13 protein-coding genes are annotated in these 20,134 nt (G+C 61.4%); 10 read left to right on the top strand and 3 right to left on the bottom strand.

What is annotated here, in order from left to right; translation table 11 throughout:
• Positions 1-170: 170 nt before the first annotated feature.
• Positions 171-962 carry an SDR family oxidoreductase gene (locus tag BGC09_RS11180; RefSeq protein WP_069804082.1) on the bottom strand — a complete coding sequence of 264 codons (792 nt, stop codon included), beginning with the start codon at positions 960-962 and terminating at the stop codon, positions 171-173.
• A gap of 481 nt (positions 963-1,443) precedes the next feature.
• Between BGC09_RS11180 and BGC09_RS11175 the strand changes: the two genes are divergently transcribed.
• From BGC09_RS11175 to BGC09_RS11165, 3 genes are all read left to right on the top strand, one after another.
• A complete protein-coding gene (locus BGC09_RS11175) occupies positions 1,444-1,839 on the top strand; it encodes a response regulator (protein ID WP_069804081.1) in 396 nt (131 codons plus the stop codon).
• Positions 1,840-2,017: 178 nt separating this feature from the next.
• The gene (locus BGC09_RS11170; protein WP_069804080.1) at positions 2,018-2,575 is read left to right on the top strand and encodes a chemotaxis protein CheW; all 558 of its coding nucleotides are present in this window, start codon (positions 2,018-2,020) and stop codon (positions 2,573-2,575) included.
• Positions 2,568-5,201 (top strand): ATP-binding response regulator, encoded by a 2,634-nt coding sequence (locus tag BGC09_RS11165; protein ID WP_069804079.1) that lies wholly within the window; start codon positions 2,568-2,570, stop codon positions 5,199-5,201. Before BGC09_RS11170 ends, BGC09_RS11165 begins: the two co-directional genes overlap by 8 nt.
• A 143-nt stretch (positions 5,202-5,344) precedes the next feature.
• Here BGC09_RS11165 and ftsH read toward each other — a convergent pair whose 3' ends face one another.
• Positions 5,345-7,342, bottom strand: coding sequence for an ATP-dependent zinc metalloprotease FtsH (ftsH, locus tag BGC09_RS11160; protein ID WP_069804078.1), 1,998 nt, complete (start codon positions 7,340-7,342; stop codon positions 5,345-5,347).
• A gap of 377 nt (positions 7,343-7,719) precedes the next feature.
• Entirely contained in the window at positions 7,720-8,709 is a 990-nt protein-coding gene (locus BGC09_RS11155; RefSeq protein ID WP_069804077.1) for an N-acetylmuramoyl-L-alanine amidase, read from the bottom strand.
• Positions 8,710-9,261: 552 nt separating this feature from the next.
• Here BGC09_RS11155 and BGC09_RS11150 point away from each other — a divergent pair.
• The 7 genes from BGC09_RS11150 (at position 9,262) to BGC09_RS11120 (ending at position 19,994) form a co-directional block, all read left to right on the top strand.
• A complete protein-coding gene (locus BGC09_RS11150) occupies positions 9,262-10,536 on the top strand; it encodes a zinc ribbon domain-containing protein (protein ID WP_141727748.1) in 1,275 nt (424 codons plus the stop codon).
• Positions 10,537-11,231: 695 nt separating this feature from the next.
• The gene (locus BGC09_RS11145; protein ID WP_069804075.1) at positions 11,232-12,446 is read left to right on the top strand and encodes a hypothetical protein; all 1,215 of its coding nucleotides are present in this window, start codon (positions 11,232-11,234) and stop codon (positions 12,444-12,446) included.
• A 380-nt stretch (positions 12,447-12,826) separates the two neighbouring features.
• On the top strand, positions 12,827-14,179 hold the full coding sequence (locus BGC09_RS11140) for a glutamine synthetase family protein (protein WP_069804074.1): 1,353 nt from the start codon (positions 12,827-12,829) through the stop codon (positions 14,177-14,179).
• 123 nt (positions 14,180-14,302) lie between these two features.
• Positions 14,303-15,469: a ring-cleaving dioxygenase gene (locus BGC09_RS11135; protein WP_218104021.1), complete on the top strand. Its 1,167-nt coding sequence runs from the start codon at positions 14,303-14,305 to the stop codon at positions 15,467-15,469.
• A 186-nt stretch (positions 15,470-15,655) separates the two neighbouring features.
• Positions 15,656-17,272, top strand: coding sequence for a hypothetical protein (locus BGC09_RS11130; RefSeq protein WP_069804073.1), 1,617 nt, complete (start codon positions 15,656-15,658; stop codon positions 17,270-17,272).
• 186 nt (positions 17,273-17,458) lie between these two features.
• Positions 17,459-18,700, top strand: coding sequence for a helix-turn-helix transcriptional regulator (locus BGC09_RS11125; RefSeq protein WP_069804072.1), 1,242 nt, complete (start codon positions 17,459-17,461; stop codon positions 18,698-18,700).
• Positions 18,701-18,752: 52 nt separating this feature from the next.
• A complete protein-coding gene (locus tag BGC09_RS11120; protein ID WP_069804071.1) occupies positions 18,753-19,994 on the top strand; it encodes a helix-turn-helix transcriptional regulator in 1,242 nt (413 codons plus the stop codon).
• Positions 19,995-20,134: the final 140 nt, after the last annotated feature.

Below are 20,134 nucleotides of genomic sequence, written 5' to 3'. Positions count from 1 at the left end.
CGATCAAATAAGACACGAAAAGCAGATTAATCACAAAGAAAGCGATCAACAGCCAGTCAAGGCGACGTTGGGAGAGAGGAACAGGCTCCAGAGTCGTCACTGCATCAGCCTCCTTCGAGGAGATCGACAGCCCGGCCCAGTGGGCCAGGCCAGGGTCAGCTTCGCTCAGCTCACTCGCGGTAAGAAATCAGAGCGGTCGATGCCAGCAAGCGCTCGACCAGGGCCGGTGCCCAGCGGTTCAGCCAGACCAGGGTCTTACCCGAGAGAGTCAGCACCTGCTCGCGGCGCCGGCGAGCGGCCTGACGCAGGATCAGGCGGGCGCAGCGGTCAGGGTCGAGGGCGGGCACCTTCCTGGCCTGCTTGCCCATCACCTCCTGCAGACGTGCTGTTCGCACGGCGCTCAAGTAGGTAATCGAGACGCTGACCCCGCTGCCGTGCAGCTCCGTGCGTAAGGTATTCAAGAAGCCACGCATGGCATGCTTCGACGCATTGTAGCCAGCGGTACCCGGTAGACCGAGCTGGCCACCGAAGCTGTTAACGCCCACGATGCGCCCGCGACTGCGCTTCAAATATGGCAAGGCGTAGTAGGTGCAGTAGACTGTGCCCAAATAGTTCAGCTCGATCTCGGCGCGGATGGTCGAGAGGTCGCTGAGGGTCTCGAAGCGGCGGGGGAAGCCCATGCCGGCGTTATTGATCAGCATATCGAGGCGACCATATTCACTGATCGTGCGCTCGACCAGACGTCGACATTGGGCCTCATCGCGCAAGTCGGTAGGGACGGCCAGGGCGCGGGCGCCACGGGTCCGGCAGGTGGCGGCCACGGTCTCCAGCGCCTCGCTGCTGCGGGCGGCCAGAGCCAGCCAGGCGCCCTGTTCTGCCAGCTGATAAGCCAGTTGCTCACCGATGCCGCGCGAAGCACCCGTAATAAGCACCACGTGCTCGCGAAAAGGGGCATCAGCCATCAAAAGCCTCCTCTGCTTCGCTCTCGGCTGAGCGTGATTGATCGATCGAGTGCCGGTTTGCTCTTGCGCCGCACGGGCAGGAAAGTGGCCTCCTCTCCTTTCGCGCCGTGCGCATCGCAAGCGGCTTGCCTGCTGCTACTAGATTACCACATAGGGTGCTGGTGAGGCTCCAGGGCGCGGGCCGTGGGTCATATTTGACCGCGATAAAAATCTTAATCAGTTTTTTATGCCCTTGTATTGCACTTTGCGGGCGCCTATGGTACTATTGCTACAGCCCCACTATGTCACCTGAGTAGGCTGGGTGTTTCGACGCTTTATCAGGAAACGGCCCTGGGAGCAGCACGGGGGTGTCGAAGCGACAGCTCTACCAGCGCACCTTCAGGATGAAGGGAGCGCAGGGGGCCATCCGATACATACAGACTGTTGTATGTTGGCGGATTGAAGGATGGTAGTAGTGTGGAAGCAGAGAGAGGGAGACACTATGAGCAAACTCGTCATGGTGATAGATGATTCGCTGACCGTGCGCAAGATCATCGAGACCAGCCTGAGACGTGAGGGCTTCGATTACGTCAGCTATCCTGATGGGATTCAGGCGCTGGAGGCTCTCACGAAGCATAAACACCGCGTTCCTGACCTGGTGATCCTCGACATCGGTCTGCCCAAGATGGATGGCTACGAGATTGCTCGCATTTTGCGAACAAAGCCCCAATTTGGTAATACGGTCATTGTCATGCTCTCGGGGCGTGATGGGGTGATTGATCGTCTTAAGGGGCGTCTGGCGGGCGCCAAAGATTACCTCACCAAACCATTCCGAACGCAGGATGTCATTTCGGTTGTGCAGGCCCACCTGGGTAGCCCGACCCCGACCTACAGTTAGCTGGCCTGGCTTCGTCTGCCGGGCGTTTGATTGATTGTCTGTCTGGTTGGTTCGTTGGGCCTCACTTGATCAATCAGCCGCCCTGGCCAGTCACGCAAGGAGCGACTCGCTCATCACTCACGAACGAAGAAAACGAACGAGGGCAGTGCTGCCCACGGCGGCGCGAGCGGAAGAGAAGATGGTTGTACCACGTGCGGGAGGGTTTCTCTCCAGGTCGCTGGAGGCTTTGAGCGATGAGGAGTTCTGGAACTATGCGCGTGAGCTGGCTCGCATGGTTCCGGCTGCCGCTCATCCCGAGGAGTATCTGGAATGCAGCCTGTCGCTAGGACAGGGCTGCTGTTTTGTTTCACTCAAGGCACTCTGTGAAGTGGTGCCTCCTCCCCATCGTTTTGCTGTTCTGCCCGCTTCCCCGGCCTGGTTGCCTGGTCTGGTGGCCTGGCGTGGCGAAGTGATTGCCGCCGTTGATCTGCCTGGCTTCCTCTGCGGTTCTTCCACAGTCTCCGCGGGCGACGGCATGCTGCTGGTTGCCGACCATCCTGACCAGCCGGTCGGCCTGCTGGTTCCAGCCATCGGCTCGATCCTCTCCCTGGAATATACACCGCTGGAAGAGTGTGAGGCGCTGCCTGTGCGCCGCGAACTGCTGCGTGGCCTGCGAGGTACCGATCCCGTGCTGGATGTGCCGGCTTTGCTGGCTGAGGTGGTGCACGAGATAGAGAGGGCGGTGACTCATGGCTGAGCCAGAGGACACGCTGCGGGACGACGAGCTGCCGGAATCGCCCGAGCTGGAGGAGGCCTCTCAACTGACGCCTGAAGATCTGGCGATCATCGAGGCTTTTCGCCAGATGGAAGATCTGGAGCCGCCAGAAGGTCTCGCCGAGTCGCCGGCTACGGCTGCCGTGGCTGGCGAGGGGAGCGAGCTCTCTGGCGACGCAGTGGTCACGAGCATTGGAGCGGAGGAGGTGAGGGCTGGCTCGTCCGCAGCTGACGAGGGTCTCGACGATATGCTGGTGCTTTTTGTCGCCGAGGCCGATGAGGATATTGCCTTGATGCGCCAGGCTCTGGCCCAGCTGGAGCAAGAGGACCGGCTTGATGAGGGCCACCTGGAGGCCCTGCGCCGCAGCGCCCATAAGCTGAAAGGGACCGCAGGCGCCGTCGGCTGCCCATCCATGTCGACGATCGCCTACTATATCGAGATGCTTGTCGGCTCGCTGCGCGATGGCTCGGTCCCCATGATGATTGGCCTGATGGCCCTGGTGCAGGCCATGCGGGCGCTGGAGGCGACGCTGCAAAGCATCGTTGAGACGGGACAGGAGAGTAGCACCCCGCTCACCGAGCTGGAGGCCGATTATGAGGCCCTCAATGAGTTCGGCAATGTGCGCCGCACGCCCTCGGAAAGCCTGATCGCCCTCACGGCTGCCGATGAGGCGGCCTTGCTCGAAGAAGAAGAGCTGGCGCCCCGCTCGCCGTTGCGTGAGGAGATTGCCCGTTTCCATCTCCGCACGCGCCCTCCGCGCGAATCCAGCTCGCCGCTGCCTTCGGTGCTGGTGGATGCTGAACGTCTCAAACGGCTCGTCCTCAATAGTGAGCACCTGGCCGAGCAGCGAGAACCCCTGGAGAGCGCTCGCCGCGAGCTAGAGGCTGCCTTACAGGAGCTTTACGCCGCTCAGGCGCGCTTGCAGCATCTGGAGACCCTGCTCTCTCTTAATCCTCTCTCGCTCAGCGAGGCAGGCCGCATTCCTCCCCTGTCGCTCCGGTCGCTCCCGCAGCAGCCGATGTCGTCGCTGGTTGCGCGCATCCTGGAGGAGGCGGAGCAGTCTGGCCGCCATGTCCCGACGCATGCTCAGCAGCGCCAGCGTTTGAGCATTCTGGCGCTCAAAGCGCGCGAGACAACCTCTTGGGACGAGATGGAAGTTGATCGCTATACCGAGAGCGACGTCCTCTTGCGTGCCTTTGCTGAAGCGATTGCCGATGTCAGCACGGCCTCGGCCCAGGTCCGCGCAGCCTTTGCTCGCCTTGATCGCGTCCTCCGTCGCCACATGGACCTTGCCAATCGGGTGCGTGGCGAGACGCTCTTGTTGCGCTCGGCGCCCCTGGCCGTGTTACTACCGCGCATTCGGCGGGCCATTCGGATGAGTGCCGACGCTCAGCGTCAGCGTGTTCGCTTTGAAGCTCGTGGCGAGACGACCGAGGTGGATCAGGATATTCTGGAGGCCCTGGCCCGTCCGCTGTTGCAGCTCGTGCGCTATGCCATGATCACCAACTGGAGCAGCGTCCATGCTGAGGACGGTGCGGAGGAGGAGCAGGAGCGGCGAGTCTGGTTCTATGCCCATGCTGTTGGCAATGAGGTCTCGCTAGAGCTGGGTTTCTCGACGCCGGTGCGGGCGGGAGCGCTGGAATTAGTCCAGGCACCTATTCAGCAGCTGCAGGGGGCGGTGACCGCTCAGCGCAATGCCCTGGGCGGCGTGACCTTCTATCTGACGCTGCCACGCTTGCACGGGGCCATGCATGGCTTGCTGGTGCGCACTGCTGGTCAACGCCTGGTCGTGCCCTTCTCCCAGGTACGCCGCATTGTCGTAGAGCGCTCTGCCCTGGAGGGAGAGGGCCAGCCTGCTTCTGCCTGCTTTCCGCTCTCTGCTGTGCCGCTCTCTCGGCTGCTGGGGCTGCCAGAGATGGACGACGGTGCGGGTGAGCCTGCTTCCCCCGAGGGGGAGCGTCCGCTGCTCCTGTTGCAGGAGGGCCTGCCCTGTGAGGTGGTCGCGGTGGACGAGGTGCTGGGGGGTGTTGAGCTGGTAGTCCGGCCTTTGGCTCCCTATCTACGACGTCCTGGCATCATGGGGGCCGCCATTGACGGCCAGGGCAATGTCTTGCTCGTGGTCGATCTGATGCGCCTCACACCTCTTGCTGTCGTCCCAGATCTGAAGAGGAGCACCGCGCAGCGCGGGCCACAGGGCGGCAGTCCTGAGCAGGCAGCGGCCAACGCCGGGCGGACGGTCATGATTGCTGACGATTCGGTCTACATTCGCCAGTCGTTGCAGCAGACACTACAGCGAGCTGGCTATCGCGTGGTGCAGGCGCGCGACGGTATGGAAGCCTGGGAGCTGTTGCTGGAGCAGCCGCCGGACGTCTTGCTGCTTGACATAGAGATGCCCCATTTGAATGGCTATGAGCTGCTCAGCATGATCCGGGCCAGTTCACGCTTTGCCTCGCTCAAGATCATCATGCTCACGGCGCGTTCTTCAGAGAAGCATCGTCGCTCAGCCCAGGATCTGGGGGCTCAGGCCTATTTAACCAAGCCTTCGCCTCCCGAACAGCTGCTGGACACCATTGGGGCTGTGCTGAGCGAGAAGGCAACAGCTCAATAGGAGGCGGAGCCGGGCCGGCGGCCATGAGCGGAGCCAGGCCATAGGTAAGGTAGAGTCGCTGGCCGAAATGAGGAGGCTCTCCTTCCCCGTCCTGAACAGGGAAGGAGAGCCTCTTTAGCACATGACTGCTTGTCTGCTCTCCTCTAGTTGCGATAGTAGGAGGCGGCAGCCCTGATGGCGCCGGTCTCGATCATGATCTGCCGCAGCTGCTGAGTATCGAGTGTCTCGTAGAGGCGCAGAGCCTGGGCGATGCGATCGAGGGTCAGGCGGTGCTCGCGCAGCAGGCTCAGGGCGCGGTTGTAGGCTGCCTTCACGATGCGATCGACCTCTTTATCGATCATAGAAGCCGTCTTCTCGCTGTAGTCGCGGCGCCCCAAGGCAGCGCGCTCCAGCGGGTCTTCGCGCTCCTGGAAGAAAAGCGGGCCGATTCGCTCGCTCATGCCCCAGTTAGTGACCATGCGGCGGGCGATCTGCGTCACCTGCTGGAGATCGTTCTCCGCGCCAGTGGTAATGCGGCCAATGGCCACCTCCTCAGCGGCGCGTCCGCCAAGAGCGGTCACCAGGCGGGCCTCCAGGTACTCGCGGCTGTAGTTATGGCGGTCATCGAGCGGCAGATAGCGAGTCACGCCCAGGGCCTGGCCGCGCGGCACGATAGTGACCTTTCCGACCGGGTCGACGTACTCGGTCAGGAGCGCAGTCAGGGCGTGGCCGCCTTCGTGGTAGGCCACCACCTTCAGATCTTCCTCGCTGAGCACGAGCGGACGCTCGGCGCCCAGGACGATCTTATCCAGCGCCTCTAGGAAGCAGTTCTGATTGACGACATCCAGGTTGCGGCGCGCGGCCAGGAGGGCTGCCTCATTGACCAGGTTGGCCAGATCGGCGCCGACCATGCCCGGCGTGGCCCGGGCAATCGCCTCCAGGTCCACATCTGGGGCCAGAGGGACCTTGCGCGTGTGGATCTGGAGAATTGCCAGACGGCCCTTCCAGTCGGGACGGTCCACCGTCACGCGGCGGTCGAAGCGACCGGGGCGCAGCAGGGCCTTGTCGAGTCCCTCGGGACGGTTGGTTGCCGCCAGCACCACCACCGCCTGACGCACGTCGAAGCCATCCATCTCCACCAGCAACTGGTTCAGCGTCTGCTCGCGCTCATCGTTGCTATTGATGCTGGCGCCGCGCTGGCGCCCGACGGCATCGATCTCATCGATGAAGATGATGCTGGGAGCGGCCTTCTTGGCCTGATCGAAGAGGTCGCGCACGCGGCTGGCGCCGACACCCACCAGGACCTCGACGAACTCGGAGCCGGACATCGAGAAGAAGGGGACGCCGGCCTCGCCGGCCACGGCCCGCGCCAGCAGGGTCTTACCCGTGCCCGGGGGCCCAACCAGCAAGACGCCGCGGGGGATCTTGCCACCCAGGCGCTGGAACTTCTGCGGCGTCTTCAGAAACTCGACGATCTCGACCAGGTCGCTTTTGGCCTCATCGACCCCGGCCACATCGGCGAAGGTCGTGCTGGGCCGATCCTCCATGATCAGGCGCGCCCGGCTCTTGCCGAAGCTAAAGATATTCTGCTGACCCTGCGTAGCGCGCCTGATGATGAACAGAAAGAGCACTCCCAGGAAGACCCAGGGCAGGGCATTAAAGAGAATGTTCAACCACAGGCTGCCATCGCTGGCCGGCTTGGCGGAGACCGAGACATTGTGCTGCAGCAGCAGCTGGATCAGCTTGGGGTCTCCGCTGGCGAGCTGCGTGAAGTGATAGTATGTTGACGTCTTGCCAGGGTTGTTAGGGTCAGCAACCGGGTTAACGAACTCGCCGGTCACATCCTGCCCCTGAAAGACTGCCGTCTTGACGTTGCCTTTCTCTACTTCTGCGTAGAAAGAGCTGTATGGGATCTCAATAGCGTTTTGATTGCTGCTGCTCGTGCCGCCCTGCAGGAAGGACTGAAGGGCCCACCAACCTAGCAGCAAGATTCCCACAATCACCAGAGAGCGCAACAGCAACGAAGAGAGGCTTTCATTGTTCCGGTTATTGTTATTGTTGCTGTTGCCGTTGGGACTGGGGGGAGTATTCAAGCGCGGGGGCCCACTCTGAGAAGGACCATCGGGGCCGCGCTCGTAGGTATGTAAAGCCTGAGCTTCCATCTTGTTCAGACCTGCTTTCTGCTCGACGGGATCGCCACATCGGCTGACTGGCTGGCGCGCTGGCCAGAAGCAGCCGGGCGATCAGGCGCGGTCGCTGCCTCTGTATTTTATACGGTAATACGGATGAGCGAAGCGATTGGGTTGGAATAATTACTATACTATGATATCTCATCGGAGGGAGAGAGTGCCAGCCTGGCCTCTGCAGTTTGATGGCCGCCTGGCCTGGCAGGCGGATAGGTGCGGGAAAGGAGGGGGGAAAGTGAGCTGGGGAGGGGGTGATCGGCGGAGGCGCGGACCCTCTCCCCAGCGAGGGAGCGAGCGAGGTCCGCGCCGACATTGTCAGGATGAGCTTGCTGGCGAATTCGCCGGCTGATCAACTAGCTGGCTGGTTGAGCGGACGAACCGGTGCCAAGCTCCTGCGCATCCAGTTCCTGCTTGAGTGTATCGACCTCCTGTTTCAGGGTATTCACCTGCTGCTGAAGGGTGGCTACTTGCTGTTGGAGCGCAGAGATGCGCGGGTCCTGGCCGGGACCGCGGTCGAGGTGCATCAGGTAGGCGGGGCCGGAGCCGGGAGGGTTATCGATCTGGTGGCCGGGGTCCCAGCAGACCACGCCGCGCTCGAAGCGTTGCAAGACCACACCCTTATAACCAGCGACCGCCGTTTCATTGGAGAGGGGGAGACCGAGGTAGGTCAGGCCGAAGAGAGCATCTCCGCCGTAGCGGCGGTAGAAGTCCAGAATGCCGTGACCGACGACATACCCCGTTTTGGTGCAGCGCCAGACGTTGTTGCCGAGATCCGTGAAGTAGCCGCGAGTGGCCTGGATATCCAGCATAAACCCTCCTTGCTCAAGAAACGCCCACAACTCAGCCCAGGGATAGTTGCCTGGGCAGCGCGCGCGCGAAATGGGGTCCAGCTCAAAATGGCCGACGATCCCACCATTGGCATTGCCATGCCGGCGGGGAATGCCGTGACGCTCGCAGATGTCCGCGATCAGGCGGAAAGAGGCACGTTTCTGAGCATCTGTGAGCGGCGTCGAGTTATCGAGGGCCGGGTCCACATGCTCGATGCTGATGGTCACCAGGTTCAGATTTTGGCCCTCGGGCAGGAAGGCAGCGTGGCCTGGCTCCAGACAGCAGTTTCCCCCGGCTCCGTCCTGCTCACGCACGCACTGCACCACCGTCCCATCCTGTCCTACCACATAATGGGTGCTGGTCATCTCCGCGTTGGTGGCAAAGTAGTTGGCCACCTCCTGCGCCGTGTGAAAGCCCGCGGTCTTATGGACCACAATCCATTTCGGGTTGTTGGCATCGATGAAGACTCGCGAACGATCCACGTACATCGGGATGGCCTCCGCGTAGTCGGTCATCGCTGTGGCACCTCCTCCTCCGACCGCTGCTGGTGCGCTCTCGCAGGCGAATTCACTGAGGTCATACCTGCTCCTTTCCAGTCCAGTTCAGAGCGACAGAACAGGTCGTGTTGCCGGCGAATGGACCTGTTGCGCGTCCATGACCTATTCACTTCTTTGTTTTCTCTTGAAAAAGAAGCGTCGGTTGAGAGAACCGTCCTGTTTCACTGCGCAACATGGCCATTGTAACCTGCTATCGCTTCTATCTAGTAAGTATACTCGGCATAACAAATGTTTTTGACAGGGTCAAAAGTGGCTTCCTTACTCTCAAAGAAGGGAGCGGTGGCGACTAAGTCGAAGCTGCGTCTCCAGAGACTCTTCTTTTGGGGCTAGAGAATCGGCTCCTGGTTGCGTTTAACAGGTGAGAAGATTGCCTTGCCACTCAGGTGAGTGAGCAACGCAACTGGCTTACAGGATAGGGTCCGGTATGAAGTGAAGTATTACCTTGTGATGTGTCGCGTTTTCTTGCAGACTGAGAGATGAAGAGAAAACCGATTGGGAGGGTCTGCCAGCATGCAGCGGTGTCCTCATTGTGGTGCCACTCTGCCTGCCGGTTCTCATTACTGCGGGCAATGTGGCTTACCGGTCTATGGAGCCAGACCTCATGAGCCGACAGAGCGTGCTGACGCTGGTGTCCGTAGTCCAGGGCCGACCCTGGACCCGGCGCGTCAGGCCGGGTCAGCGCCCCCTGGGCCATACCAGGTAACAGTGCCGGCAGCGGGAGCCGATCCTTATGAGGCGACCAGATATGGGACTCCCCCCTATGGAGTAGGGCCGGAGACGGAGCCTGCGAGGGAGGACCTTTTCACGCCGCCACCTCCACCCCCTTCTTCGTTCGGATATCCACCTCTCTATCCGATCCCTCCTGAAGGTCGAAACCAGCGTCCGCCTCAGCGACGGCCACTGATGCTCATTGGGGTGGTAGTGGTAATAGTAGTGCTGGTCGTGGGTGGGGTGGTGGCAGCTTTCAACCTGCTTCATCTGGGTCAAGGGCAGCCGCAGCTCAGGGTGAGCAGTGCCTATCACGTGGGCAGTCTGCCAGCGGGGGCTACGGGGACGAGCTTGCAGGTGAGTGGGCAGCAGTTTGCCTCTAACTCGCAGGTGACCTTTTATCTGGATGGTCAGATCCTTCCAGGAGTGAACGCTAAAACCGATAGCAGCGGGGCTTTGAAAGCGAATCTGAGCGTGACGAGCGACTGGAAGCCTGGTCAGCATACGCTGACGGCGGCAGATGCCAGCAACAACCGCGTGCAGCAGGGGGTGACGGTGGTGATTGTGCCACAGGGGCAGGCGCACACACCCGGTCCCAACGGGGCCCCGCCCGACGATGCCAGCTTCAAGATCGCTTTTACTGCTTCCAGCGGCTCGTCGACCCAGAGCGGTACGTTCACGGTCACGGGGCATCCCGACCCTGCCGGGGGCACGGTCTGCGCGAGCTATGCCAATGGGATGCAGGACGATGGGCAGCCACACACACTGAGTGGGGTGACCTCCAGTGGTATCCGCTATCAGGAGACGCTCGTGGCGACCTGTCAGGGAACGTATCGCAGTGGCAAAATCATCTACAAGGAGATCTATAACCAGGATCGGGTGGTCTTTCAGACATCCCTGGGCAATGTGACCTGCACCGCTTCTCCGCATACGGTCCAGGCTGAGGGGAGCTTTGTCGATGCCACGCATGTGAAGGGGACTTTGAGTGGACCAGTCTACTCCTATAGCTGTGATAACGGGAATTCCTCTCAAGTGCAGGCGGCAACGGGAACCTGGGAGGGCCAGCTTCTCGCGTAGCGCTTCGGCCCTGGTCTCTGTTGAATGCTGCTTATTGGCGCTCCGCCGCTTAAAAGACGGAGATTCTTCGCTCGTCAGCTCGCTTGCTTCGTGCTCTGGTGAACACAGGCGTAGAGGCGGGCTCTCTGGAAGCGTTCGCGCCCTAAAGGGGGCCCGTTCTCACTCCTGGGGGTGTTGCTGTCTGTCTCTCGCTCCTTGCCTGCCTGGCCTGGCCGGAGCCGAACTTGCATCCCAGCAGCCCTTATCGTGTGGGAGCGACAACCGTCAGTGCGCTCAGTACCTCCTTTACTGTGAGTGGCCAACTCTTTGCCCCAACTTCAAGAGTTCCTTTCTTGCTCGTAGGCCCACATGGTAACCAACGCAACGGGCGGGAACGCAGTTCTTGCTAACTCTATCCCTCAGTCAGGGAACGTGGATGGACACGCTCCGCCTGTGGGGTGAAGTCTGAGCATGGCTGGCACTACGTCCAGAGACGGACGCATTGCTGTGCAAAACCCACAAACCAGATCCTGTACAGAGGAGGTTTTCCGTGCTATGATTCACGTCTGTCAATAGAAGAGCATCGTTTCATGCTGCCGTTGCTTTTCGGCGCTGTACCTGCCGATGGTCTGGTTAGCAGGAAACGGCATAAGGGGGAGGATGGTCTAGGAATTGGAACAATGAGGCTGTAACAGAGAGTAAAAGGAAGCATAGGAATGGAACACTGCACTGTTTGTGGGGCCGAGCTGGCGGCTGGGACCCTGATCTGTCCTCAGTGTGGGCAGGCGCGCACCGGTAGCGGGCCGGCGGCTGCCACTGGAAGCGCCGTTCCGAGTCCGGTGCCCGTGGCAGAGCCTGCCAGTCCGGCAGGCCCGTCCCCGGCCATGACACCGCCACCGCCTCCCTCTAGCTGGTTTTATGGACCGCCGCCTTCGACAATGTTCTCCGATCCCAACCGGGCTTTCCCTCCTCCCTTTTCTACCAGCGGGCCGGAGCGTCCCAAACGCAGATCGGGGCTACTGGTGGCCGCGCTCATAAGCGGTCTGGTGCTGATCTGTGTGATCGTGCCTGTTGCCTGCATCGCCACCTTTCTCTACCTGCGGTCAAACTCGGCGGCCCTCTTTGAACAGCCGACTATCAGCGTCGAGAGCCGCTACTCGGTTGGCAAGACGCCAGCCGCCGCCAGTGGAACCCAGCTCTACGTTTCTGGTGAGCATTTTGCCTCCTCCGTGACGGTCGAGTTCGCCCTCGATGGGCAGGTAATGACTGGTAGCGGCTGGCAGGGCAAGAGCGATAGCCAGGGAAAGCTGGCCCTCTATCTGGATGTCAATAGTCTCTGGCCGCTGGGCACTCACCGGCTCACAGCCATTGATACGAGCACGAGCAAGCAGACCGAGGCTGTAATCATTGACATTGTCCAGCAGGGTCAGGCCCATACTCCGGGGCCGCACGGAGCGCCCCCCGACGACGCCAGTTTTCAGCTCAATGTCCTGATCCGAGGCAAAGATAGTAATGGTCAAGCGATCTCCTACGCAATGCAGCTTGTAGTAACAGGTCAGCCTGATCCGGCTGGTGGCACGATCTGTACCAGCAATGATGACCAGCTGGTCCACACCTATAATGGCAACGTTCAGGGGGTTCCCTACCAGCAGCACTGGATGGCGCGCTGCTCCGGCACCTATCGGCAAGGGCATATCCGCTACACGCGCCTGATGGTGGAGGATAGCTATGTTTTCACCAAGAGCAATACGACGATTACCTGCACGGCGCCGTCCTCGTTTGCGGCGATGACGCTGGTGGGAGACTTTACCTCCAGTCAGCTTGCCAGTGGGAACTACAGCGCCCCCTATACGTCGCTGCAGTGTGATCATGGGGCCACGGACTATCTGCCCTCAGCCACAGGCACCTGGACAGGAGTGCTTGCCTCCTGAAGAGCAGCCTGGTTCTGGTCTCAGCGCTCATTCGCAGCGATGCTGTCCTGCCCTGCGCTGGCTGCTCAACGAGCGGCTGGCGTAGGCTGGCTGAGATCAGCGGCCCTGGTTGGTTGGCCTCCTCTCGCTCCGTAACTACCCCATTGTGCCATCTGAGAGCGGCAAACCTGCAATTTGCCTGTCCCTTGAGTAGACTACCGTGTAAGCGGGAAGACAGGGACTGCTGTCCCCGCGCATCGTGACAGCACCCAGGCTGGTGAGCCTCTCTCATCAGCTACACTGCATTGTAGTCAGCGTCCTGGTCTGGTGGTTGAGTGAGGGGTCAGCCAGCGATTCATCAGTGTTCAGCAGTTCAGCTGCTCTGAATGGAGGTTTGCGCGATGACGATCACGCACAAGGACCAGAGCACCGCCGTTTCTCTGGATCAGCTTCTGGCCGATTGGGAGGAGCAGGGTATTCGCACTGTACTCTTTGAGCTGCCCGACATGCATGGCGTGGCCCGCTCCAAGCTGATCCCTCTGAATAAGGTGCGTGGCTATGCTGAGAAGGGCCTGAATATGTATGGCGGCACCGTGGCCCTCGATAGTCGCTCGTTTGTCGTACCCGGCACCAGATACAATGAGGAGAAGAATTACGCTGACCAGATGCTCATTCCTGATCTGTCGACGGCTGCCGTGGTGCCCTGGCTGAGCGGCACGGCGCGCCTGATCTGCGATGCCTACTGGCAGGATGGTACCCCGCTGCACGCGGCGCCGCGCCATGTCTTGCGCCGGGTGCTGGCGGAGCTGGATAAGCTCGGTTACGAGGCGGTCATCGGTCTGGAATATGAGTTTTATCTGCTTGACCCGATGACCATGACCCCGGTCTTCAATGGCCTGCATATCTTCAATACGTCGCGCAACCTGGCGGTGCCGGTGACGGAGCGCATCGTCGAGCTGATGCCGCAGATCGGTATCGATATCATCACGGCCAACTGTGAGTACGGCCCCGGTCAATTCGAGATCAATTATGGGGCCCATGCTGCCCTGCGAGCCGCTGACCTGGGCTTCACCTTCAAGAATGGGGTCAAGATGATCGCCCGCCAGCTCGGCTATCATGCGACCTTCATGACCAAGCCCTTCAGCGATCAGTCGGCCAGCGGTGCCCATACGCATGTCAGCCTGGTCTCGAAGGCAACGGGCCAGAATGCTTTTCTCGATGCCGGTGATCCGCATGGGCTGTCGCCTACGGCCTACTATTTTACGCAGGGCATGCTGAAGCACGCCAATGCGGCGATGGCTCTGATGGCGCCGACGCCCAACTGCTACCATCGCTTCGTGCCGCACCATTTTGCGCCCTCTAACATCAGTTGGGGACCCGAGGATCGCTCGGCGATGATTCGCGCGAAGAATAGCCGCGATGAGCGTACACATCTGGAGAATCGTCTGCCCACTGCTTTGAGTAATCCCTATCTATCGATTGCGGCGGTGCTTGCTGCGGGCGTGCTGGGCCTGCGCGACCAGGAGCTGCCACCGGCGGCGGTCTCGGGTCTGGCTGAAGAGCATAGCGAGTTTCCGCCTTTGCCGACGACGCTCGATGAGGCCCTGGATGCTTTGGAGCGCGATGAGGAGTTCCGCCAGTTGCTGGGCGATGAGTTTGTGGAGGTCTTTACGCGGGCCAAACGCAGCGAGCTGGCGCGCTTTAAGGCGCATGTGACCGATTGGGAGCGCGAGGAGTATCTGGAGATCTATTAGCCATACACGCTTCCTTCTGAACTCTCTGGCCGGTACGGTGCATGGACCGCTGCCTGGTGGTCCATGCACCGCTGTTGTTTTTGGGGTGAGTGCAGGCGCAGGCAGGGGAGATCTACAAAACTGGTGGGCGGACCGTTGGCCTGGCCGCTGGCTGGGAAGTTCTGGGCTGCTGGACGTGTTTCCTATAGTGTACTACGTGGCGACCTGGGCAAATTGGACGACGTGGGCGACCTGGCAGAGGTGATCTCGGGCCTGGGGCTGCTGATCGGATCAGGTGCCTGGGGTAAAAGGAAAAAGGGAGCAAGAGCAATGCAAGTGCAAGGTATTCATCATGTGACGGCAGTGACGGGTAACGCCTCATTGAATGTAGCCTTTTATACGCAGGTCCTGGGGATGCGCCTGGTTAAGAAGACGGTTAACCAGGATGATGTTTCGGCCTATCATCTCTTCTATGGCGATGAGCTGGGCCATCCCGGCACTGAGCTGACGTTTTTCGACTGGCCGGAGCTGGAGCGTCACCGCCACGGGGCGGGCACCATTTCGACGATCATGCTGGGAGTCAGTGGTGAGGAGGCGCTGCGCTGGTGGCAGGAGCGTTTTACCCGCCTGCGTGTGGAGCATGATGAGCTGCGGCGCCGTGGTCCAGATGGGGTGCTCAGCCTGCCGTTCCGCGATCCCGAGGGCCAGCGCCTGGAGCTGGTCGACGACGGTGGACGGCTGCAGGGCGTAGCCTGGCGCCGCAGTCCTGTGCCTGCTGAGTACGCGATTCGGGGCTTCTATGGGGTACAGCTGACCTTGCGTGCGTTGGCCCCATCAGCGCGTTTCCTGACCGAGGTGCTGGGCTTCCGTCAAGTAGGGAGCTATCAGCAGGGCAATGGCTACGAGGTGGTGGCCTTTGAAGTTGGTCCGGGAGGGCCTGGAACGCTGGTACATGTAGAGGTCCAGCCGGATGCTCCCTTCCATCGTTTCGTCGGCATCGGCGGTGTTCATCACGTGGCCTTTCGCGTGCCCACGGACGAGGAGCATCGGGCCTGGCGCGAGCGCGTGGCGGCGGTCAATCGCACAGTGACGCCAATCATCGATCGCTTCTACTTTCATTCGGTCTACTTCCGCGAGCCAGGTGGCGTGCTCTTCGAGCTGGCGACGGATCTGCCGGGCTTCGCGGTCGATGAGGACCCCGAGCATCTGGGCGAGCGTCTCTCTCTGCCACCGTTTTTGGAGCCATACCGGGCACGGATCGAGGCCGGTCTGAAGCCGATCGAGCCACTAGATCTGCTGGCTGGGGTCTAAGGGGAGGGAGAGTAAGGCGCGCCACGGGCTATCTGGAGGCCAGGCGAGGCGGCAATGAGTTGCGGGTGAAACGCTTCATTGCCGTCCGCCCGGCTATCGTGTATGCTTAGCTCAACAGCAAGAGAGACCTGCTGTGTCTGTAAGTCCAGGTTTGTCCATCTGCAGCCTGGGAAAGGAGCGTGCACCGTGGCTCGCAACCTCTACCGCAGTTATCTGTATGTGATCCTGCTTCTCCTGCTCGGTCTTGCCATCTATGCGCTTGCCGGTCTGCTTAATCCGCTCTGGCGTCTGACCCCACTGCGACCCGGCTATGAGGCGGTCCCTGATCGTGCTGAGGTGGTGCAGGCGCTGGTTTTCGCTGTGACGGTGCTTCTCTTCGTCGCCGTCCTGGGGGGTCTGCATTACTGGCTGCTGCGACGCGACCTGCGTCAGGACCCGGCGGCGGGCGGCGGTGCCGTGCGCGCTTTTTTTCTCAATTTGGCTGAGCTGGTGCTGGCTCCGATCGCGATCTTTTCGCTGGGGCAGGTGCTGACCCAGTTTCAAAGCGGCTACGCAGCCTCGGGACTGGCAGCGCTGGCCGGGCTACTGGCCCTGGAGTGGGAGCGGCGGCGCCTGCCTGTCGGCCCCGGGCTGGCGCGCTTTTTTCAGCGTCTTCATGTCTACGGCGTTCAGCTCATCCTTCTCTTCCCGCTGGTGAGCGCCACGAACTATTTTCTCTCGTTGGCGCTTGATTCCTACCTGCTCGGCGGCGGGCACATTGCGCCGTCTGCTGTTGTGAATGGCCATGCCGATCTGCGTGGTCCCTTGGCGACAGCGCTATGGTTTGTGCTGACCTGGTTTGCCTATGGCTATCTCAACCGTCACGACCCCGGTTCGTGGTTGCGGCGCCTGTTCTATGGCGGCGTCCTGGTCTATGGCCTGTTCTTAACTCTCAATGAGTGTGCGGCCCTTCTGGATCTACTCCTGCGCTTCCTGACGGGGGAGAAGATCCAGGCGACAGCTCTTCTGACCCCGCCGGGAGCGCTGTTTTTCACGCTGCCCTCTGGTATGGTGCTGGTCGGCTTGCTGGTGGCTGGCTTCGGCTGGCTCTGGCTGCAGAGTGAGGTGAAGCAGCTGTCAGATCCACAGCGGGCGCGTGCTGTGCTGCACTACAGTCTGGTGGCTGTGGCGGCGGCCTTGCTGGCGCTGCTGTTCTGGGCTGGAAGCGGGCGTCTGTTGCTGGCTCTCCTTTTCAGCCTGTTCCCAACAGGACCCCTGCCGCAGCCTGGCGACTGGATCGATGGGTGGGCGCCGCTGCTGCTTGGTCTGGGCACGCTGCCGCTGAATCTGCTCTTGATGTGGCGCTATCGACAGGAGCCGGAGCGTGCTCTGCTACCGTGCCAGGGCTTCATTCTGGCTGCGCTGATCGGTGGGGTGCTGGCGACAACCGTCGGTGGGGCGGTCCTTCTTTTCTCGCTGGGTACTGTGGCACTTGGCTCCCCTGTGGAGAACTGGCCGCGGCTGATGCAGGAGAGCGTTGTCGGACTGCTGGTCGGGCTGGTCGTACTGGCCTTCTATCTCTGGCAGGCACGGCGCAGTGGAGTGCTTGCGAACCTGGGTTCCTCTCTACCAACGCAAGTGCAGTCCGCCAGGTCTGGAACAGGGCCAGAGGCGGCGCCATCGATAGCCGCTGCAACCGCTGCTGAGGCCGTTGGAGAGGGGACGCCGGCGCTGGAGGACATCCTGCGACGCTTGCAGGATCGCCAGATTTCGCTTGAGGAGGCTGCCTCTCAGATTCGGGCCTTGTTTGGCCAGAGGGCCTGAGCAGAGCTGAGGCCCTCTGAACCCTCTTGTAAGCCCTCTCCCGCAATCATCGCTCAAAAGCCTGCCAAAAGCAAAATTGTGTAGCGAAAACTATGGGATTCAATCCATTGAAAAGAGCTGAACTGAATGCTACACTCCCTGGTAGAAAATGTTCTTTGCCCTCTTGACAGATAAAGGAGGCATGAGATGAGCGGTGTTCACTGGTGGCGGCGCTATGGGGATTATCCGCCGGGGAAGCATAACTTGCCGCATATGGGGGCAGTGCTGAGCGACTATCGGCAGCGGCGAGGCTACAGTCGAGCAGAAGTAGCGCAGGCATTGGATGTCAAGAAGCAGGCAGTGAGCTACTGGGAGGCGACGATGTATCTGGCAGATCCGGAGCGACGTATAGTGCTGGCGAGATTGTTGCAGATACCGCCGGCGCTGTTGGGGCTGGCCTGGGAGCAGGTGGTCTATGTGGGCAGGGAGGGAGAGCCAGGCGCCAGCTACGAGCGGCTGGCGGAGGTGATCAGCCTGGAGGGCTATTATCAGTACGAAGATCTGTTGGCGCTGGCGAGTCGGCTACTGTATGCCGGTCAATTCCGCGTACTGGCCCAGCTTCTACCGCGCTGGCTGGGGAAGCTGCGACAGAAGGTGAAGGAGGCGCCAGCCAGCGAGCGAGAGGCCTGGCTCTGGCTCCTGGGCCTTTACCTGCTGCGGGCCAGCTCCATCGCCAGGCACTCGCAAGGGGATCACCAGGGCAACATAGCCTTGAGTCTGGCCAGCGAGCTACTCCGACTGGGTCAAGAGCAGGACGAGCCGACGCTCCTGGGCCTGGCCTTTTATCGCCTGATGGACCTCTATCGGCAGATGGGAGCCACTGAACAGGCCAGGGATGCGGCGCAGGCGGGTCTGAGCTGGGTGAAGCGGGTAGGGCCGGAGTTGGGGGGCAATCTCTACCTGCGGGCGGCGACGGTGCTGGCGGAGGCGGGGGAGGGAGACGAGCGGCAGTGGCGGGGGTGGCAGGAGGAGGCGCTCAGATTGGCGGAGCGAGTGGAGGGAGGAGAAGAGGACGCATCGCAGTTGAAGCTGAACCGTGCGGCGGTGCATCACGAGAGAGCGAAGCTGCTGCTGACGCTGGCGCAGCGACAGGGAGAAAGTAAGCGTTTGGGAGAGGCCTATCGGGAGCTGGCGCAGGCGCGCTCGGGACTGGGGAGCGATGTGGGTGCCTGGCGGATGTATCTGGATGTGACGGAGGCGAAGCTGTTTCTGGCGTGGGGGGAGGTAGAGCAGAGCGCCTGGCTGGGGGCGAGAGCCTGGGATGTGGCGCAGAAGATGGGGTCGGTGAAAGTGGAGCCGGAGCTGAGAGGGCTGTATGCCAGCCTGAGTGCGAAGGCGCCGGGCCATGCCAGCGTGCAATGGCTCGGCCTCACACTCGGCATTGTGTAGGGGCGGCGTAGATACAGGTTATGGAGCGCCTGCTGGACAAAGGAGGCATGAGATGAGTGGTGTTCACTGGTGGCGGCGCTATGGGGATTATCCGCCGGGGAAGCATAACTTGCCGCATATGGGGGCAGTGCTGAGCGACTATCGGCAGCGGCGAGGCTACAGTCGAGCAGAAGTAGCGCAGGCATTGGATGTCAAGAAGCAGGTAGTGAGCTACTGGGAGGCGACGATGTATCTGGCAGATCCGGAGCGACGCATGGTGCTGGCGAGATTGTTGCAGATACCGCCGGCGCTGTTGGGGCTGGCCTGGGAGCAGGTGGTCTATGTGGGCAGGGAGGGAGAGCCGGGCGCCAGCTACGAGCGGCTGGCGGAGGTGGTCAGCCTGGAGGGCTATTATCAATACGAGGATCTATTTGCGCTTGCTAACCGGCTGCAGTATACCGGTCAGATTCGGGTGCTGGCTGAGAAGATGCCGCGCTGGCTGGGGAAGCTGCGACAGAAGGTGAAGGAGGCGCCAGCCAGCGAGCGAGAGGCCTGGCTCTGGCTGCAAGGTCAGTACCTCCATCTGACGGCCTGGCTAGCCAGTCATCAGCCGGGAGCTGCTCAGAGGTGGACAGCTCTAAGCCTGACGCAGGAGCTGCTGAACCTGGCGCGCGAGCTGGATGATCCAACCTTAATGGGCCTGTCCTACTTCCATCTGGCTCACCGCTATCTGGAAGCGGGAGAGCGGGCGTCTGCCACTGCAGCGGCCTGGGAGGGTCTGAGCTGGGTGAAGCGGGTAGGGCCGGCGTTGGGAGGCAATCTCTATCTGCGGGCAGCGACGGTGCTGGCGAGGATGGGAGAGGGAGACGAGCGGCAGTGGCGAGGGTGGCAAGAGGAGGCGCTCAGATTGGTGGAGCGGGTAGAGGGAGGAGAAGAGGACGCATCGCAGTTGAAGCTGAACCGTGCGGCGGTGCATCACGAGGGGGCGAAGCTGCTGCTGACGCTGGCGCAGCGACAGGGAGAAAGCAAGCGTTTGGGAGAGGCCTATCGGGGGCTGGCGCAGGCGCGCTCGGGACTGGGGAGTGACGTAGGCTTATGGCGGATGTATCTGGATGTGACGGAGGCGAAGCTGTTTCTGGCGTGGGGGGAGGTAGAGCAGAGCGCCTGGCTGGGGGCGAGAGCCTGGGATGTGGCGCAGAAGATGGGATCGGTGAAAGTGGAGCCGGAGCTGAGAGGGCTGCATGCCAGCCTGAGTGCGAAGGCGCCGGGCCATGCCAGCGTGCAATGGCTCGGCCTCACACTCGGCATCGCCTAAAAAAAACACCTGGCAGAGGCGGCCTTGCTCGCTATCTATGCTCTTCGGTCAGAGTGCACTCTGACCGCAAGCCTGCCTTATTGCCGACGACAGCGCAGCCGAAGCAGCTGCATAACAGTAGAGGACGGCTCGCCCGAGCG

The organism is Thermogemmatispora onikobensis (assembly GCF_001748285.1).
Taxonomy (GTDB): domain Bacteria; phylum Chloroflexota; class Ktedonobacteria; order Ktedonobacterales; family Ktedonobacteraceae; genus Thermogemmatispora; species Thermogemmatispora onikobensis.
Note: the sequence above shows the minus strand (reverse complement) of the source record. Positions and strands in the feature narration are given on the sequence as shown.

What these genes read in the sequence shown, in the direction of transcription:
- BGC09_RS11180 (WP_069804082.1), bottom strand. Translation starts at nt 962, where the DNA reads ATGGCTGATGCCCCTTTTCGCGAGCACGTGGTGCTTATTACGGGTGCT.
- BGC09_RS11175 (WP_069804081.1), top strand. Translation starts at nt 1,444, where the DNA reads ATGAGCAAACTCGTCATGGTGATAGATGATTCGCTGACCGTGCGCAAG.
- BGC09_RS11170 (WP_069804080.1), top strand. Translation starts at nt 2,018, where the DNA reads ATGGTTGTACCACGTGCGGGAGGGTTTCTCTCCAGGTCGCTGGAGGCT.
- BGC09_RS11165 (WP_069804079.1), top strand. Translation starts at nt 2,568, where the DNA reads ATGGCTGAGCCAGAGGACACGCTGCGGGACGACGAGCTGCCGGAATCG.
- ftsH (WP_069804078.1), bottom strand. Translation starts at nt 7,342, where the DNA reads ATGGAAGCTCAGGCTTTACATACCTACGAGCGCGGCCCCGATGGTCCT.
- BGC09_RS11155 (WP_069804077.1), bottom strand. Translation starts at nt 8,709, where the DNA reads ATGACCGACTACGCGGAGGCCATCCCGATGTACGTGGATCGTTCGCGA.
- BGC09_RS11150 (WP_141727748.1), top strand. Translation starts at nt 9,262, where the DNA reads ATGCAGCGGTGTCCTCATTGTGGTGCCACTCTGCCTGCCGGTTCTCAT.
- BGC09_RS11145 (WP_069804075.1), top strand. Translation starts at nt 11,232, where the DNA reads ATGGAACACTGCACTGTTTGTGGGGCCGAGCTGGCGGCTGGGACCCTG.
- BGC09_RS11140 (WP_069804074.1), top strand. Translation starts at nt 12,827, where the DNA reads ATGACGATCACGCACAAGGACCAGAGCACCGCCGTTTCTCTGGATCAG.
- BGC09_RS11125 (WP_069804072.1), top strand. Translation starts at nt 17,459, where the DNA reads ATGAGCGGTGTTCACTGGTGGCGGCGCTATGGGGATTATCCGCCGGGG.
- BGC09_RS11120 (WP_069804071.1), top strand. Translation starts at nt 18,753, where the DNA reads ATGAGTGGTGTTCACTGGTGGCGGCGCTATGGGGATTATCCGCCGGGG.